Source organism: Pseudomonas sp. TMW22089 (assembly GCF_022496645.1).
GTDB classification, from domain to species: domain Bacteria; phylum Pseudomonadota; class Gammaproteobacteria; order Pseudomonadales; family Pseudomonadaceae; genus Aquipseudomonas; species Aquipseudomonas paraversuta.
Map to the genome: position 1 here is coordinate 74,996 of NZ_SCFG01000017.1, position 15,728 is coordinate 90,723.

16 protein-coding genes are annotated in these 15,728 nt (G+C 60.2%); 7 read left to right on the plus strand and 9 right to left on the minus strand.

What is annotated here, in order from left to right; translation table 11 throughout:
• Nucleotides 1-88: 88 nt before the first annotated feature.
• Nucleotides 89-2,092 carry a sigma 54-interacting transcriptional regulator gene (locus EQV90_RS15675; protein ID WP_240878381.1) on the plus strand — a complete coding sequence of 668 codons (2,004 nt, stop codon included), beginning with the start codon at nucleotides 89-91 and terminating at the stop codon, nucleotides 2,090-2,092.
• 5 nt (nucleotides 2,093-2,097) lie between these two features.
• On the opposite strand, the gene EQV90_RS15680 is transcribed toward EQV90_RS15675, so the two are convergent.
• Nucleotides 2,098-2,568 (minus strand): hypothetical protein, encoded by a 471-nt coding sequence (locus tag EQV90_RS15680; protein ID WP_010657436.1) that lies wholly within the window; start codon nucleotides 2,566-2,568, stop codon nucleotides 2,098-2,100.
• Nucleotides 2,569-2,831: 263 nt separating this feature from the next.
• On the opposite strand from EQV90_RS15680, the gene EQV90_RS15685 reads away from it, so the two are divergent.
• Together EQV90_RS15685 and yghX are read left to right on the plus strand one after the other, a co-directional pair.
• Entirely contained in the window at nucleotides 2,832-5,024 is a 2,193-nt protein-coding gene (locus tag EQV90_RS15685; protein ID WP_240878382.1) for a GAF domain-containing protein, read from the plus strand.
• Between the two features lie 65 nt (nucleotides 5,025-5,089).
• Nucleotides 5,090-5,974 carry a YghX family hydrolase gene (gene yghX / locus EQV90_RS15690; protein ID WP_003446261.1) on the plus strand — a complete coding sequence of 295 codons (885 nt, stop codon included), beginning with the start codon at nucleotides 5,090-5,092 and terminating at the stop codon, nucleotides 5,972-5,974.
• Between the two features lie 6 nt (nucleotides 5,975-5,980).
• Here the strand turns inward: yghX and EQV90_RS15695 are convergent, their stop codons facing one another.
• Together EQV90_RS15695 and EQV90_RS15700 are read right to left on the minus strand one after the other, a co-directional pair.
• The gene (locus EQV90_RS15695; RefSeq protein ID WP_240878383.1) at nucleotides 5,981-6,340 is read right to left on the minus strand and encodes a hypothetical protein; all 360 of its coding nucleotides are present in this window, start codon (nucleotides 6,338-6,340) and stop codon (nucleotides 5,981-5,983) included.
• A complete protein-coding gene (locus EQV90_RS15700; RefSeq protein ID WP_240878384.1) occupies nucleotides 6,331-7,122 on the minus strand; it encodes a hypothetical protein in 792 nt (263 codons plus the stop codon). Before EQV90_RS15700 ends, EQV90_RS15695 begins: the two co-directional genes overlap by 10 nt.
• A gap of 327 nt (nucleotides 7,123-7,449) precedes the next feature.
• Here EQV90_RS15700 and mqo point away from each other — a divergent pair, with 327 nt between their 5' ends.
• A complete protein-coding gene (gene mqo, locus EQV90_RS15705) occupies nucleotides 7,450-9,096 on the plus strand; it encodes a malate dehydrogenase (quinone) (protein WP_003446255.1) in 1,647 nt (548 codons plus the stop codon).
• Between the two features lie 78 nt (nucleotides 9,097-9,174).
• Here mqo and EQV90_RS15710 read toward each other — a convergent pair whose 3' ends face one another.
• From EQV90_RS15710 to EQV90_RS15735, 6 genes are all read right to left on the minus strand, one after another.
• Nucleotides 9,175-10,026: a CAP domain-containing protein gene (locus EQV90_RS15710; RefSeq protein ID WP_003446254.1), complete on the minus strand. Its 852-nt coding sequence runs from the start codon at nucleotides 10,024-10,026 to the stop codon at nucleotides 9,175-9,177.
• Nucleotides 10,027-10,093: 67 nt separating this feature from the next.
• The gene (locus EQV90_RS15715) at nucleotides 10,094-10,774 is read right to left on the minus strand and encodes a GNAT family N-acetyltransferase (protein WP_240878385.1); all 681 of its coding nucleotides are present in this window, start codon (nucleotides 10,772-10,774) and stop codon (nucleotides 10,094-10,096) included.
• A gap of 102 nt (nucleotides 10,775-10,876) precedes the next feature.
• Nucleotides 10,877-11,431, minus strand: coding sequence for a UPF0149 family protein (locus tag EQV90_RS15720; protein WP_127196429.1), 555 nt, complete (start codon nucleotides 11,429-11,431; stop codon nucleotides 10,877-10,879).
• A 119-nt stretch (nucleotides 11,432-11,550) separates the two neighbouring features.
• Nucleotides 11,551-11,889 (minus strand): hypothetical protein, encoded by a 339-nt coding sequence (locus EQV90_RS15725; protein WP_010656936.1) that lies wholly within the window; start codon nucleotides 11,887-11,889, stop codon nucleotides 11,551-11,553.
• 125 nt (nucleotides 11,890-12,014) lie between these two features.
• Nucleotides 12,015-12,416, minus strand: a complete 402-nt coding sequence (locus tag EQV90_RS15730) for a hypothetical protein (protein ID WP_003446250.1) — start codon at nucleotides 12,414-12,416, stop codon at nucleotides 12,015-12,017.
• Between the two features lie 56 nt (nucleotides 12,417-12,472).
• Entirely contained in the window at nucleotides 12,473-13,438 is a 966-nt protein-coding gene (locus EQV90_RS15735; protein ID WP_240878386.1) for a threonine dehydratase, read from the minus strand.
• Nucleotides 13,439-13,523: 85 nt separating this feature from the next.
• Here EQV90_RS15735 and EQV90_RS15740 point away from each other — a divergent pair, with 85 nt between their 5' ends.
• From EQV90_RS15740 to EQV90_RS15750, 3 genes are read left to right on the plus strand one after another with little or no spacing between them, the layout of a single operon-like run.
• The gene (locus EQV90_RS15740; RefSeq protein ID WP_160627858.1) at nucleotides 13,524-14,900 is read left to right on the plus strand and encodes a PLP-dependent aminotransferase family protein; all 1,377 of its coding nucleotides are present in this window, start codon (nucleotides 13,524-13,526) and stop codon (nucleotides 14,898-14,900) included.
• A 40-nt stretch (nucleotides 14,901-14,940) separates the two neighbouring features.
• Entirely contained in the window at nucleotides 14,941-15,159 is a 219-nt protein-coding gene (locus EQV90_RS15745; protein ID WP_240878387.1) for a hypothetical protein, read from the plus strand.
• On the plus strand, nucleotides 15,156-15,317 hold the full coding sequence (locus EQV90_RS15750) for a hypothetical protein (RefSeq protein ID WP_156428477.1): 162 nt from the start codon (nucleotides 15,156-15,158) through the stop codon (nucleotides 15,315-15,317). The genes EQV90_RS15745 and EQV90_RS15750 overlap by 4 nt, the downstream gene beginning before the upstream one ends.
• Nucleotides 15,318-15,728: the final 411 nt, after the last annotated feature.

Sequence of the window (15,728 nt, forward strand, 5' to 3'; positions counted from 1 at the left end):
TTAAAATTAAATGCTTAAGCAGTCATGTCCATATTTCAGACATGTCTATGCTGACATGTCTAAAACATGGACATGGAAGCGACCGCACATGACGGTTGATCAACTGATGGCGTTTAGTTCCGAAGACCTCAATTACATTACCGCCCTGGGGCCTGCCTCACTGGGGGAGGGGCCCATCGTTGAGGTGCAGCAGGCCTGGCAGGATTGCCTCAGTGGTAGCGCAACGCGGCCGGCCGGGGTAAGGCAGGTGATTTGGGACTCGTGGCAGCGCAGCCTGACTTGCGGGATAGATCCGCAGGATTGCGCCTACCGTTTTGTCGACCCGCAGATGCTGGCCGCCAGGCTGGAAATCAATCGCCATCTGATTGCCGGCGCAGCACAGGTCATGACCGGGTTGCTGGCCTACAACCCCCGCGGGCACATCAATCTCACCGATGCCGAGGGCGTGACCTTGCACTTTTGTGGCCTGGACCTGACGCCGGTCGGCAGTCGCCTGCTGGAGACGGTGCAGGGCACCAACTGCACCGGGCTGGCCATCGCCGAGGACCGTCCGGTGTATGTACTGGCTGAAGAAAATTTTGCCACGGCTTTGCGCCAGCGCCGCATGCACTGCGCTGCGGCACCGATCCGCGATGCCCAGGGCAAGACCCGGGGCATGCTGACCCTGACGGCCGAGCCGGGGTGGTTCCACTTTCACACCCTGGGCACGGTGCAGGCGGCGGCCGAGGCGGTATCGCGGCAGTTGGCGCTGCAGGAACTGCTGGAGCAGCAACAGGCGGTGCTCGAGGTACTCAACGAGGGGCTGGTGGTGCTGGACGGTCAAGGCCGGATCAAGGCCATCAACCGCTATGGCCGGCAATTGTTCCGCGTCGGGCTGGATGTGCTGGGTTGCCCGTTCCGCCAGCTGGGGCAAAGCGAGCTGACGGATGAGATTTTGCTCCACTCAGGAGAAAGTCTGCGCGATCTGGATTGCACCTTTGTACTGCCTGATCGCAGCCACCTGGCCTGTCTGGTCTCGGTGTGTTCCCTGGAGCAGGGCGGACGCATTGTGTCGCTGCGCGAGCACCGGCGAATTCGTGAAATCACCCGGCGCATCATCGGCACCCAGGCGACCTATACCTTTGACACCATTGAGGGGCAGTCCCGGGCTATTGAAGATGCTTTGCATCTGGGGCGGATTGCCAGTCGCAGCGATTCAACCACGCTGATTCTGGGCGAAAGCGGTACCGGCAAAGAACTCTTCGCCCAGGCTATCCACAATGCCAGCGAGCGGGCCAGTGGCGCCTTCGTGGCGGTCAATTGCGGTGCCATCCCCCGTGATCTGGTGCAAAGCGAACTCTTCGGTCATGTCGAAGGGGCCTTTACCGGCTCGGCGCGTGGAGGCTCGGCGGGGAAGTTCGAACTGGCCGATGGCGGCACCATTTTTCTGGATGAAATCGGCGATATGTCCTTCGATGCCCAGGTCAGCCTGTTGCGGGTGCTGCAGGAGGGTGAGGTGACGCGGGTGGGGGCCAAGAAGTCGCAACGGGTGGATGTGCGGATTATTGCCGCCACCCACCGCAACCTGAGTCAGGCCGTGGCTGATGGAGCTTTTCGCGAGGATCTGTATTACCGCCTGAATGTGCTTAACCTGACGGTTCCGCCATTGCGCATGCGCCGTGAAGACATTGCGCTGCTGGCCCGGCATTTCCTCGGCCGTTGCGCCCGTTCACTGCGCAAGGCGGTGCTGGGCATATCCCCGCAGGCTCTGGCCATGTTGACGGCCCATAGCTGGCCGGGAAATGTCCGGGAGCTGGAAAACGTGATCGAACGCGCCACCAATCTGGCCGCAACCGCGCAGATCGAGGTGGGCGACCTGCCACTGGACATCGTTCAGGGGCAACCGCGGGTCGCGCTGGAAGATGTGCCCGAGCCTGGCGCCGGGCCGGGTTTGGGGGCTGTGGAAGCGAATGCGATCTGCGCGGCGCTGCGAGATACAAAAGGCAATATCCGCCTGGCCGCGCAGCAGTTACAGGTGTCCCGCGCAGGCCTGTACAACAAGATCAAGCGCTTCGGGCTCAGCGTCGACGCCTATCGCCAGGGGGCCGATTAGCCCCTTCAACGGGCCGGCAGTTGTTCCAGGGCTGCGCGCAGCGCATCGGCATCGGCAAACTCCTGCTGTGCGACCAGGGTGCCGTTGTCCAGTTGCATCCAGAGCACCTTGTCTTCGGCGCCAGGGTAGTTGGCGGCAATACTGCCATCGCGATCCAGTATCACGCGGTAGTTGTAGTCACGCATGGCCGGGATGGCGATGAATTTGCCGATCAACGATGGCATGCGTTGTACATCTGCAAGGAAGGCAACATCGCGGGCTTGCAGGTAGCCCTTTGGCTGGTTTTCCAGCGCGGCTTTCACCAGCTTGGAACCGTCCATGTTACGCGCCACCAGGAGCACGCGGGTCTGGGCATCCAGGGTATAGGGTTGATCATGCTGGTCTTGCAGAGTCCAGGGTGTCAGGTGATCACCGATGTTGGCGGCAAAAGCCGGCATGGACAGCGCGCTCAACAGCAGTACAAGTGCAATTTTCACCGTTTACTCCCTCCTGATTCAGGTTGTGTGTTCGCGCCTCATCAGACCTGCGCGGCGGGGATGGTAGCTGTGCGGCCGATGCGGTGACAGCGGTAAAGTCATGGCGCCCGTTCGCCCGGAGCCGGACAGGCAGGGACGCGGCGCATTCATTAGGTGTGCAGGGTGGAACCAAGTATTTTCAAAATATGTCTACTGGCCTGATGGCCTGCCCCATAATTGGCGGTGCCTTTCCGGCAACCAGTGGTAAACAGGATTAGAGCGCAATGGCTGACTGGCTCCAGCACGACGGTGTAATGGCCCAAAAGATCAGAAATCATGACTGGGCCAGTACCTCTCTTGGCCCCCTCGATGGGTGGCCGGATGTATTGAAAACCACCGTGGCGTTGGTGCTGGCCTCGCACTTTCCGCAGTCGATTGTCTGGGGAGAGGATTTAATCACCCTCTACAACGATGGGTTTGTGCCCATTCTCGGGACCAAGCCTGAAGCCTTGGGGCGGCCCTTCAGTGATGTCTGGAAAGAGGCCTGGAGCGAAATCAGTGGCATCGCCGATGACGCATTTGCCGGGCAGGCCACCTATATCGAAAACTTTCCCCTGGTGATTCAGCGCAGCGTCCGGCCCGAGCTGGCGTACTTCACCTTCTGCTACAGCCCGATCCGCGATCAGTTCGGCCAGGTGGTGGGGATGCTCAACACGGTGACTGAAACCACAGTCACGGTTCTTATGACCCAGCGCCTGGCGGTGCTGGATGCCATCGGCAGTGCCGTGTCCGAGACCAGCGACCCCCGGGAAATCATGCAGGCCACCATGGGCACACTGGCCGGGTATCTGAAGGTTACCCATTGCGCCTATGCGGACATGGAGGACGATGAAGACGGCTTTTTCATTCGTGACAACTGGCTCGTCGAAGACGCTACCAGCCTGTTCGGTCAATACCGCCTGGGTGATTTCGGGGAGGGGCCGCTGGCCAGCCTTCGCGCCGGCCAGCCGCTGGTGATCAATGATATTGCAAGTGATCTGGCCCCCGGGGTTGCAGCCACTTTCCGTGCGTTCGGGATTGTCTCCGCCCTGTGCCTGCCGCTGATCAAGGGCGGCAAGCTGACGGCCCTGATGGCCATTCACGACAAGGCGCCACGTACCTGGTCACCTTACGAGCTGGCTTTGCTGGGTGAGGTGGCCGAGCGTTCCTGGGCCCATATTGAGCGTGCCCGGGCCGATGCTGCTGTGCGTGAGGGGCTGGCCGCACTGGAGCACTTGAACCTGACCCTGGAGGAGCGGGTACAGGAGCGCAGCGCGCGTCTGCTGGTTGCCGAAGCGGCCCTGCGTCAGTCGCAAAAGCTCGAAGCCATCGGCCAGCTCACCGGCGGTGTGGCCCATGACTTCAACAACTTGCTGACCATTATTCGTTCCTCGGTGGACTTTCTGCGCATGCCCAACCTCTCGGACGAACGCCGGGAGCGTTACATGAGTGCGGTCTCCGACACCGTCGAGCGTGCCAGCAAGCTCACCAGCCAGCTGCTGGCTTTCGCCCGGCGCCAGCCGCTGAACCCGCAGGTGTTCAATGTCGGGCAGCGGATCCAGGATATTGGCGACATGCTGAATACGCTCACGGGGGCGCGTATTCAAGTGAATGTCCAGTTGCCCGAGCAGGCGTATTACATCCGTGCCGACTCCAGCCAGTTTGAAACCGCGCTGATCAACATTGCCTTGAACGCCCGCGATGCGATGGAAGGCCAGGGCAGCCTGACACTTCGTCTGGACCACAATGTTGCGTTGCGGCCAATCCGTGGCCATGCCGGATCCCGGGGCAGCTTCACCGCCATTTCCTTGCAGGACACCGGTGGCGGGATTGACGCCCGGGTGCTGGAGCATATTTTCGAGCCGTTTTTTACCACCAAAGAGGTGGGCAAGGGTACCGGGCTGGGGCTGTCCCAGGTTTTCGGTTTTGCCAAGCAGTCAGGCGGCAACGTTGATGTGTCCAGTATTGCCGGCCAGGGCGCGCGGTTCACCCTGTATCTGCCCCAGGTCGACGGGAGCGGGGTCGATGAGCTGCCTGCCGATGGCCAGCAGTGGGGCGAGCTATCCGCAGAGGAGGGTAAATACCGGGTGCTGATCGTAGAAGACAATCTTGAAGTGGGGCGTTTTGCCAATCAGATCCTCCAGGATCTGGGCTACGAAACCGCATGGGCGGCCAATGGGCAAGAGGCATTGTTGATGGTGGGCCCGGACGCAATGGCGTTCGATGCCATTTTTTCGGACGTGGTCATGCCCGGCATGACCGGGGTGGCGCTGGCCCGGGAGCTGCGTCTGCGGCGCGCCGAACTGCCTGTGATTCTGGCCTCGGGCTACAGTGATGAGTTGGCCCGCAGTGCTTGCGAGGGCGTTGAGTTTTTAGCCAAGCCGTATTCGGCGGATCAGGTTTCCCGTATTTTGCTCAAGGCCATCAGAAAAAAATAACTGCCGGCGCAGGGTTGATGCGCTTGCTCATGCACGTTCAACCAGGTTCAAAAGGAAGCGCACAGATGCCCCGTCTCACTGCTAAAGACTTTGCTCCTGAATTGCTTGAACTCTATGACTATTACGCCCACGGTAAAATCAACCGGCGCCAGTTTCTGGATCGGGCGGCGGTCATTTGCGCCGGCGTGTCAGCACTCTCGATACTGAACGCACTCAGCCCCGATTATGCCCTTGCCGAGCAGGTGGCTTTCACCGATCCGGACATCCTGGCCGAGTACATCACGTATCCCTCGCCCAAGGGGCACGGGCAGGTGCGCGGTTATCTGGTACGTCCTGCCAAGGCGCAGGGCAAGTTGCCCGCGGTGGTAGTGGTTCACGAAAATCGCGGGCTCAACCCCTATATCGAGGATGTTGCGCGGCGGCTGGCCAAGCAGGGTTTTATCGCCCTGGCTCCAGACGGCCTGTCGTCGGTGGGGGGCTATCCCGGCAACGACGAAAAAGGTCTGGCGCTGCAGCAGACGGTGGACCCGGAAAAGCTGATGAATGACTTTTTCGCCGCCATTGAATGGTTGATGCAGCACGATGCCGGTACCGGAAAAGTCGGGATCACAGGATTCTGTTATGGGGGCGGGGTGGCCAATGCGGCGGCGGTGGCGTATCCGGAGCTGGGGGCAGCGGTGTCCTTTTACGGGCGTCAGCCTGGCGCCAATGAAGTGAGCCGGATCAAGGCTCCCGTCATGCTGCATTACGCCGGGCTGGATACGCGCATCAACGAGGGCTGGCCGGCCTATGAACAGGCTTTAAAGGCCAACGGGAAAGTCTACGAGGCGTTTATCTACCCGAATGTAAACCACGGTTTTCATAATGACTCCACGCCTCGCTACGATGAAGCAGCCGCTACGCTGGCGTGGAGCAGAACCCTGGACTGGTTTGGCAAGTACCTGTCGTAACCGGCCTCAGCCTTTGTTCGACAGGCGTTTTGGCCAATTGCCGCCACAGGCCCGCTGGCATTCTTCTTCGGAATCGTAATACACGTGGGTGGCGGCGTTGCGCACCCGCACATCGGCGTCAGCCAGGGCCTTGTCGGTCAACTCGACCATGAAGTGCGCCTCGCCATCGGCCAGGGCAAAGTCTTTGCTGTCCTTGGTATCGAACACCCAGACTATCTTCAGGCTGGCAGGGAAGGTCTCATAGTTGACGGTGTGGGTCAGCCAGACAAACCCCGGGATTTCATTTTTCGCCTTTTCACAGGCAATGGTCAGGGCTTTAACCAGGCGGCGTTCAATTTTGGCCTGGTTGGCTTTGCTTAAAGACATGGGTGAATCCTGTTGGCGGGCGGGGCAAAGGGCCAATCATACGTGAGTTTGGAGTTTTGGGTCTGGTTGAGGCAGTTGTTGTGGGAGCCGGCTTGCCGGCGATTCGGGCATTGGCGCAGCGCTGAAATCATCGCGGGCAAGCCCGCTGCCACAGGTTTGCGGCAGTTGTTGTGGGAGCCGGCTTGCCGGCGATGGGGGCATTGGCGCAGCGCTGAAATCATCGCGGGCAAGCCCGCTCCCACAGGTTTGCGGCAGCTGTTGTGGGAGCCGGCTTGCCGGCGATGGGGGCACTGGCGCAGCGTTGAAATCATCGCGGGCAAGCCCGCTCCCACAGGTTTGCGGCAGTGGTTGTGGGAGCCGGCTTGCCGGCGATTCGGGTACTGGCGCAGCGCTGAAATCATCGCGGGCAAGCCCGCTCCCACAGGTTTGATGCAGTTGTTGTGGGAGCCGGCTTGCCGGCGATGGGGGCACTGGCGCAGCGCTGAAATCATCGCGGGCAAGCCCGCTCCCACAGGTTTGAGGCAGCTGTTGTGGGAGCCGGCTTGCCGGCGATGGGGGCACTGGCGCAGCGCTGAAATCATCGCGGGCAAGCCCGCTCCCACAGGTTTGCGGCAGTTGTTGTGGGAGCCGGCTTGCCGGCGATGGGGGTACTGGCGCAGCGCTGGAATCATCGCGGGCAAGCCCGCTGCCACAGGTTTGATGCAGTTGTTGTGGGAGCCGGCTTGCCGGCGATCCGGGTACTGGCGCAGCGCTGAAATATCGGTTTTCGTCCAAAGTGCCACCTGAGGTAGAATGTCGCGGCTTCAGACTGGCCGCCCCGGGCTACAAGGTCCACGCAGGCTCCCCGGAAGGAGCTGCGGGCAGGTCGCAGAGCAAAGGGATCGCATAAGTTGCAAGCATGAATGTCACCCAAGTAGCTGAAGCCAAAATCAATAAGAGATCAGCGCCCAAGGTACATAAAAGTGAGGTCTATAGTGTACATAGGCCTTATAACTCTACCCGTTCAAGGCTTGAAGACCGGTTCGATTGCAGGCCACATGCCTGCACCGGGTCGAGCTCTGTCATGAACCGCGTGCCGGGTAGATGGCGTTTTATCTTAGGTACCAAAAATGTTTAAAAAAATGAATAAGGGGCTACTGGGCCTGGCGCTGACCATGGGACTTACGTCCGTGCAGGCTGCCGAGACCAAACAGGTGGATGTTCTGCTGATCGGCGGCGGCATCATGAGCGCAACTCTGGGTGTCTGGCTCAATGAGCTGGAACCCGGCATGTCCATGGAGATGGTTGAACGTCTCGATGGCGTTGCCCTTGAAAGCTCCAATGGCTGGAACAACGCGGGTACCGGTCACTCGGCTTTGGCCGAGCTGAACTACACCCCGGAAGACAAGAACGGTAACGTCGAAATCCCGAAGGCCATTGAAATCAATGAAGCCTTCCAGGTATCGCGTCAGTTCTGGTCCTGGCAGGTCAAGAACGGCGTACTGAAAGATCCGCGTTCGTTCATCAACTCCACTCCGCACATGAGCTTTGTGTGGGGCGATGACAACATCAAGTTCTTGAAGAAGCGCTACGAAGCACTGCAGGCGAGCCCTCTGTTCGCCGGCATGCAGTACTCCGAAGACCCGGTTCAGATCAAGAAGTGGGTTCCGCTGATGATGGAAGGGCGTGACCCGAACCAGAAAATCGCGGCCACCTGGTCTCCACTGGGTACCGACGTCAACTTCGGCGAAATCACGCGCCAGTTCGCGGCTTACCTGCAAACCAAGCCCAACTTCTCGCTGAAGCTGTCGAGTGAAGTCAAGGACATCACCCGCAACGCTGATGGCACCTGGCATGTGGTTTACAAAAATCTGAAAGACGGTTCTGAAACTGCCACCGACGCCAAGTTTGTATTTATCGGCGCAGGCGGCGGTGCACTGCACCTGCTGCAGAAGTCCGGCATTCCTGAAGCCCAGGAATACGCAGGCTTCCCGGTTGGCGGCTCGTTCCTGGTGACCGATAACCCGACTGTTGCCCAGCAGCATTTGGCCAAGGCTTACGGTAAGGCTTCGGTAGGCGCGCCACCGATGTCGGTTCCGCACCTGGACACCCGCGTGCTGGATGGCAAGCGCGTCATTCTGTTTGGCCCGTTCGCTACCTTCTCCACCAAGTTCCTCAAAGAAGGTTCGTACCTGGACCTGCTGACCAGCACCACCACCCACAACATCTGGCCAATGACCAAAGTCGGTATCGAACAATACCCGCTGGTTGAATACCTGGCCGGTCAGCTGATGCTGTCGGACGAAGACCGCTTCAATGCGTTGAAAGAGTACTTCCCGGATGCCAAGTCTGAAGACTGGCGCCTGTGGCAGGCCGGCCAGCGCGTTCAGATCATCAAGCGTGATGAAGAGAAGGGCGGCGTGCTGAAACTGGGTACCGAAATTGTCAGCGCCAAAGATGGCAGCATCGCCGGTCTGCTGGGCGCTTCGCCTGGTGCATCGACCGCCGCGCCAATCATGCTGACCGTGCTTGAAACCGTGTTCAAGGACAAGGTTGCGAGCCCTGAGTGGCAAGCCAAGCTGCACCAGATCGTGCCGAGCTATGGCACCAAGCTCAATGGCGATCCGGATCGCGTTGCCAAGGAATGGGCCTACACCGCCGAAGTCCTGCAACTGACTCCGCCGCCGGCAATCCCGGCTGCAACGCACACTGCAACTCCTGCTGACGCACAGGCCAAGCCTGCGCCGAGCAATCCAGCGGCCGACATGGCGCTGTAAAAAATCAGCCCCGCCCGACGCAGGTCGGGCGGGGCTGTTTTCTTCGTATCACCCCTCGCAACATCCCCCTCGCTCAGCTCACTGCGTACCGAACAACGCGGTCCAGTAAATCCCTGCGTCACTTTTCGGGTCTACCGCGTAAGCGGCACCCAATTCGCGGAACTGCGGATTCATCACATTGGCACAATGCCCGGGACTGGCCAGCCAGCCATCGACCACCTTGCGCGGTGTGTCCAGGCCAGCGGCAATATTCTCGCCGATTTGCTGACCTATATAGCCCGCCATCTCGGCGCGATCCCCCGGCGTGCCGCCGGTGCGGTCCTTGTGATCGAAGTAGTTGTTATTGGCCATGTCCCGGGTATGGGTCTGGGCAGCTGTGGCCAGTGTCGCGTTCCAGGTGACGGGTGTCGTGGGACTGAAGGCCTGGGTGCCGCACTGGCGGGGCTGGGTACGGGCGCTGTTGATCAGCTCAAGCACCTTCTGGCCTTCGGCTTGCGCGTCGCCCAGGCGCCCGGTCAACAAGGGGCGCGCCAGCACGATGCGCCAGTCGCGTTCGTTATGGCTGACGCCGATATCGACAAATTGCGGGTCCAGCACCACTTTGCAGAAGCTTTCCTGGACGGCCTGCATGGCGGCCTGGGCATCACGTGGCCCGGAGAGATTGATCGCCTGCACGTTAACCATGGGGTAGGCCGCCCGCCCGAGGGCTTCCTGCAGATCACCAAAGCGGGTGGGTGGCAGTATCAGGCGGGTATCCGCGGCCAATGGCGGCAGCTCTTGCGAGGCCTGGCCTGCACAGGGCTGGATCTGGCTACGGTAGGCGTTGATCGCGTCCACCAGTTGCGACTCTTCGCTGGCTGCAGCCGTGCCGCTCAATACCAGCCCCAGGGCCAGGGCGGCAAAACGGGTCAGGGTGAAATGAACACGCATAAAGGTTTCCTCTGTCCGGAGTGCGCCCATGATGCGTTATTTCACCCCGGCAGGGGCAATCGCTTTATCAGCCTTTTACCTGTGCCACAAAAGCCCTGGCCCTGGCGCTCAGTTGATCGATCTGGCGGTCGCGCTTTTTCTCGGCGTCGAGCATGGCTTTTTTGCCGTTGCGTTGCAGCAGATAGGTATGGATCTGCCGCACTTCGGTCGAGTTATAGACGGCGGCCACGTCGAGCACGCCCATCAGGCCATCAGTGCTGTGGTCGCGGGTGTTCATCAGTACTTGGGGGCCGCGGGTGCCCAGCACCTGAAACCCTGACTGTTCAAAAGCTGCGACCTTGCTCACGCTGCAGGTCAATTCGCAATGGGGGTAGCGGCGCACCACTTCCCGGACCATTGCCTGAGTCACTCCCAGGTGTCGATGACTGGCCAGCTCTGCCATGTAAGCGATGCCGCAGGCTTGCGGGTCATCCTTGACCGGCAGGTACAGCACGAAACCGGTGACTTTTTCCGGGTCGAGGTCATCGGTGGCGACTATCAGCTCAACGGCTATCCCTTTGCCACCGCCGAGTGCTTCCAGGTACAGATGGACTTCAAAGCCGATTGCATATTGATAGATGCTGTACAGCAGATTGCTCGGGGCAATCTCCATGGCACTGATGTCGGTCAGGTGGTCGACCACCAGTTGCAGGATCTGGCCGTTGACGGACTCGGGGCAGGGGGTGTCGAAGTGAGTGAGGGTGGTCATGAATCATTGTCTCCGGGTGCCGCAATATATCTGCAGGAGCGAGCTTGCTCGCGAGCTCTTCAACAACTCGCGAGCAAGCCTGCTGCTACTGCGCAGGCGGGTTTAGCGCTGGCTCAACCAGAAGTCATGCAGGCCACGTGCTGCCGGCTCGATTTCAGCAACCTGTTGCTGATGGGCGGCCACGTCCAGATCCTGCGGCAGCTCGAAGTTGTCCTGTTCGGCACATTCGGAAATGCCCTGCAGCAGCTGCGCCTGAACCACAGGCAAGGGTGTCCAGTTGGCCACGGCGACACCGCGCAAGTAGCCAAAGCACCATTCTTCGGCAAGGGTAACGGGCTGGCCGTTATGCTCGGTTTGTTCGAAGCGGGGGGCGAATACTTCGCTGCCATCGGCCAGTTGGCGAGCCAGCGTGTTCATGTGGCGCACACTCAGCTCGATGAACTGCTTGGCTTCACCGGTGTTTTCCCAGTTCGGGTTCTGGCCGCCCCAGATAGCCGGGAACCAGTCAGCGATGTCGACCTGCGCCGGGCCGGAGACCAGCGCGGTGAAGAAACCATCCAGCTCGCAGGTGTTGAGCACGGAGTGGTCGTCGCCATGTTTGAGCAGGATGTCGTCGAGGATTTCGAAGTCGGCGTCGTTCAGCGGTTGAGTTTGCATGGGCAGGTTCCTTGACCGGTTGCGCATCTTGGGGACGCAGGGCTGAGCATTAAAAAGTCGCGGAGAATGCCTTCTGCCGCGACTTTAATCCAGAGCCAATTGCCTTTGGGGTCTGCTAGTCAATCAACCTGAACAATAGACTCGACCACAAAGTATTTAAACCCGGCTTTGGCCAGGGCTTTTTTGGCGGCCTGTTCCGCATCGAACCGGCTCAGGGTCTTGGCATCATGCACGAACCGGGTTTCTTCTCCGTCGTACTCTTTGCTCACCTGCAGGGTGACGCGCAGCATCGGGCCGCGGCGCTTGACCGGCTCCTTGGTCGGTGTCTTGGGCGACAGCAGCGCAGGCTTGACCGGGACAGGCTCGGGTTTCACAACGACAGGGGGCGCAACGGGGGTGGCAGGAGTGTCAAGGCCGAGCGCTCTGCGCATTTCGTCCTCGGTGAATCCGGAGCTCATGTTAAGACTCTAATTGGTTTGAAAGACGCGCTTATAGGGTGCTACGCCGATGATGGCAAGCTAATTCAGTGTGCTGTTACCAAATAAGGCCTTTTTGCCATCAAACAGCCCATGGGCGGTGCGACTCAGGTGTCGCGCAGCAGGTCGTGGCTGTCCAGCAGCTTGTAGGCAATTTCGGGGTGTTTTTGCAGTGCGCGGCGGATGGCTGCAGGGATCTCCTGGCGGGTTTTGCGGCACAGGCCGGGTTGCTCCAGCACCCGGATGTCGATCCCGCGCATGGTCCGCACCTCATTGAAGCCGGGCTCGATGGCCACCCGGATGCCCAACTGCTCGTGCATACGGCGCTGCATATGTTCGAGGTCGCTGAGGCTTTGAATGTTCTCCAGCCGTTGCAGCAGGACTTTCTCAGCCTGGCGGGTCAGGCTGAGGATGCGCAGGTCGGTCTCAGGCGTCGCCAACAGCTGTTCCCGCTCGCAATTGCAGGCGCCGGGAGGGCAGGGAGAACGCACGGCCGGGGAAGGAGTCATCGGCCCAGCATAGTCGCGCTGCGGTTCAGGCGTCCAGACGCAGCGCTATCAGGGGCTTATGCGTCAAAACCTTCGTCCAGAATCCCGGCATACAGCTGGCGGTCAATATTGGCTCCGCTCAGAATCACCGCCACCCGCCGGCCTTGCTGCTGCGCCTGCTCCTGGATCAAGCCGGCCAGCGCGGCGGCACCTGCGCCTTCGGCGGTGTTGTGGGTGGTTTCATGGCACAGGCGCATGGCGTTGGCTATTTCCCGGTCCGACACCCGAATAACCCGTGCCGCGCCTTTGGCGATGATTGCCAGCGACTCGGGCAATGGCTGGCGGCAGGCGAGACCATCGGCAAAGGTGTGCGCGGTATCGGTGCAGATGACCCGGCCCTGTTCAAAACTTTGCGCAAAGGCATCGGCATGGCTCGACACCACGCCGACGATCCTGGTCTTGAGCCCCAGCAGATCACGGGTGCGGATCAGCCCGCAAATTCCCGAGCCCATGCCGATGGGTACATACACCGTATCCAGTTCACTTACGGCTTCGAATAATTCCAGAGCGTAGGTCGCCACTCCTCGAATCAGGTCGGGATGGAAGGCCGGGACCAGATGCAAATCATGGTTTTGGGCCAGGGCGGCGGCTTTGCTGCGGGCTTCATCGAAGTCCTTGCCGCACTCGATCACGGTGGCGCCAATGGCGCGCATGGCGGCGTTTTTTTCCAGGGAATTGCCCTCGGGCACCACGATGCTGATTGTCAGCCCCATGCGGCTGGCGGCCAGCGCCAGGCTTTGCCCGTGATTGCCACGGGTTGCGGTAACCAGCCCCTTGATAGCGGGCTCGCGCGCAAGCAGGCCCTGCACATACAACAGGCCGCCGCGCACTTTGAAGGCGCCGGTGGGGGTGTGGTTTTCGTGCTTGACCCACACCGTGCAACCCAGGCGATCGGCCAGCAGCGGCCAGGCCAGTTGCGGGGTAGGCGCCATGCTGCGGTACACATCAGTAGCGGCGAGGCGAAGGGAGTTCAAATCAAACATGGCGCACCGTCATCCAGGGGTTTGACTCGATTCTAGGCGCGCGGCATTGTATGGGCCGACCCTTATATTGCATGGCCAACAATAAATGTGGATACCTGACCTCGGCGAATCCCCGCTACCGCGCTATCTGGCGCTGGTGGAGGCCATTGCCCGGGCCATTGCCTGTGGCGATCTCAAGCCGGGGGCGCGCCTGCCACCGCAACGGCGGCTGGCCTGGGCCCTGGGCTGGAACCCCAGCACCACCATGCAGGCTTACCGCGAGGCTGCGCGCCGGCATCTGGTATCGGGTGAAGTCGGGCGCGGGACCTATGTGCTGGCGGGCAGTCAGGAGGCGACCCTGTTTCGTTTGCAGCAGGTCGACGAGCAGGCTGCCCGGATCGATCTGCGAACCAATGTCCCGGCCATTGATCACATCGGCCAAAGCGATGCGCAGGCATTGTCGGGCTTGCTGGCTAGCGGCCAGGCAATCCGCTTGCAAGGTTATCTGAGTGCCGCGGACCTGCTGCGGGCGCGGGTGCAGGGAGCGCTGTGGTTCAAGGGCCGGGGCCTGGAACTGGCAGTAGATAACATCATGCTCTGCACCGGTGCCCAGCAAGGCCTGTTCACGGTGTTGCTGTCGTTATGCCAGGCCGGTGAACCGGTCCTGGTCGAAGCCTTTACCGCACCGGGAATCAAGGCCGCCTGCGCGCAGTTACGCCTGCCGATGCACGGCGTGGTGATGGATTGCCAAGGTATAGTGCCGGAGGATTTTGACCGCATGATCCGCGCCACGGGCGCCAGAATTGCAGTGCTCACGCCAACCCTGCAAAACCCGACTTCAGCGCTGATGAGTGTCGAGCGCAAACAGGAGATTGCCCGGATCGCCCGGCGCCACGGGGTCTGGGTGGTCGAAGACGATGTCTACGGGGCGCTGACCGACAGTCCGCCGCTGTACCGCTATTTACCGGATTTCGGGGTGCTGGTGAGCAGCTTGTCCAAGACTGTCGCCGCGGGGGTACGCATGGGCTGGATCGTGGCGAGTGCGCCATTGCTGGAGCGCATTGACCCCCATGCCCAGTCCGCTCACTGGGGGGTTGCGCCGCTGTGCGTGGCCATTGCCTGCCAGTGGATAAGCGATGGAACGGCCCATGAGCGCGCGCAGTGGCAAACCCTTGAAGTGACCCGGCGCTGGCGTCTGGCGAAAAAACTGCTGGGGGCGGCCATGTACCAGTCCGACACTCCGTCGCCGCATATCTGGCTCAGCGTTGCCGAGGGCGATGTATCGCTCGCCGAGGCCTGTCGCGGCGCCGGTGTGGATGTAGTGCCCGGGGACGTGTTTGCGGTGAAATCCACCACCATCAATGGCGTGCGCATCAGCCTGACGGCTGCCGAAAGTGCCCTGACCCTGAAAGTGGCACTGGAGCGCATCGCCGGTATCATCCGCCTGGATAAAAATCTCCAGGAGCGGGCGTGCTCGCGATAGCATCGCCGCGATCAGCCGCAAACACCGACCAGGGACACCCATGCGCAGAGAAATAGGCTACTGGCACCGCGAAGGCCGCGAGTTGTTTTACTACCTGGAATTCAGGCCTGAAACGGCCGAGTTCTACCTGACCTGCGAACACACCCCTGGCGAAGGCAGTGTGCGTTCAGTATTGCTCAGCGAGGCCCGGGGCGAGCGTTACTACGAAGACGCGTTGCTGATTATCAAGGAGGAGCTGTTCAAGCAATACACTGTGTGAAGGATTCACTTCCGGATATCGGTGACGGCAATGGCATTGCTGTCCACCGCCTGCTCCATGTCTGCAGCGCTCGCCTGGTGTCTTTCAGCGTTGCCATCGAGCAAGAAAATCAGGCATTGAATGTCGTATACAACGCCAGTGATATCCAAGGGGATTGATTACCAGCAAAATCAGTATTCTGGTATTAGAGGTACCGTTTACGCCGTTTTTAAACCTTTCGGGTTTGGCAACAGTGCAACACAAAGTGAGGATTCAATTTTATAGCCTGCCCGCAAAATACCGGGTCAGGTCTTTCAATAATATGCTGTTATTGATCTCCAACCATGCAGGTTGTTTTTCGGATGTATCCTACGGTCTGAATGAGTTGCGTGTCATAGAATGCTCCGCTGATTAAAAGACGTGGTGCATATGGATAATGACTGTTACATGACGATCGACGGTAAAGGAAGGTCTGAAGTAAGCAGCCGTTTTTAACGGTCTAGCTGTCTGAGGTTCAAAAAACACCGACTTAATCGAAAAACAGACCTTTCCTCCTGTCAGTTCACTATTTTTTGCGGAAGAGCACCTTT

Coding starts and splice junctions, on each gene's coding strand:
- EQV90_RS15675 (WP_240878381.1), top strand. CDS start 89: ATGACGGTTGATCAACTGATGGCGTTTAGTTCCGAAGACCTCAATTAC.
- EQV90_RS15685 (WP_240878382.1), top strand. CDS start 2,832: ATGGCTGACTGGCTCCAGCACGACGGTGTAATGGCCCAAAAGATCAGA.
- yghX (WP_003446261.1), top strand. CDS start 5,090: ATGCCCCGTCTCACTGCTAAAGACTTTGCTCCTGAATTGCTTGAACTC.
- EQV90_RS15695 (WP_240878383.1), bottom strand. CDS start 6,340: ATGTCTTTAAGCAAAGCCAACCAGGCCAAAATTGAACGCCGCCTGGTT.
- mqo (WP_003446255.1), top strand. CDS start 7,450: ATGTTTAAAAAAATGAATAAGGGGCTACTGGGCCTGGCGCTGACCATG.
- EQV90_RS15710 (WP_003446254.1), bottom strand. CDS start 10,026: ATGCGTGTTCATTTCACCCTGACCCGTTTTGCCGCCCTGGCCCTGGGG.
- EQV90_RS15715 (WP_240878385.1), bottom strand. CDS start 10,774: ATGACCACCCTCACTCACTTCGACACCCCCTGCCCCGAGTCCGTCAAC.
- EQV90_RS15720 (WP_127196429.1), bottom strand. CDS start 11,431: ATGCAAACTCAACCGCTGAACGACGCCGACTTCGAAATCCTCGACGAC.
- EQV90_RS15725 (WP_010656936.1), bottom strand. CDS start 11,889: ATGAGCTCCGGATTCACCGAGGACGAAATGCGCAGAGCGCTCGGCCTT.
- EQV90_RS15730 (WP_003446250.1), bottom strand. CDS start 12,416: ATGACTCCTTCCCCGGCCGTGCGTTCTCCCTGCCCTCCCGGCGCCTGC.
- EQV90_RS15735 (WP_240878386.1), bottom strand. CDS start 13,438: ATGTTTGATTTGAACTCCCTTCGCCTCGCCGCTACTGATGTGTACCGC.
- EQV90_RS15740 (WP_160627858.1), top strand. CDS start 13,524: ATGTGGATACCTGACCTCGGCGAATCCCCGCTACCGCGCTATCTGGCG.
- EQV90_RS15745 (WP_240878387.1), top strand. CDS start 14,941: ATGCGCAGAGAAATAGGCTACTGGCACCGCGAAGGCCGCGAGTTGTTT.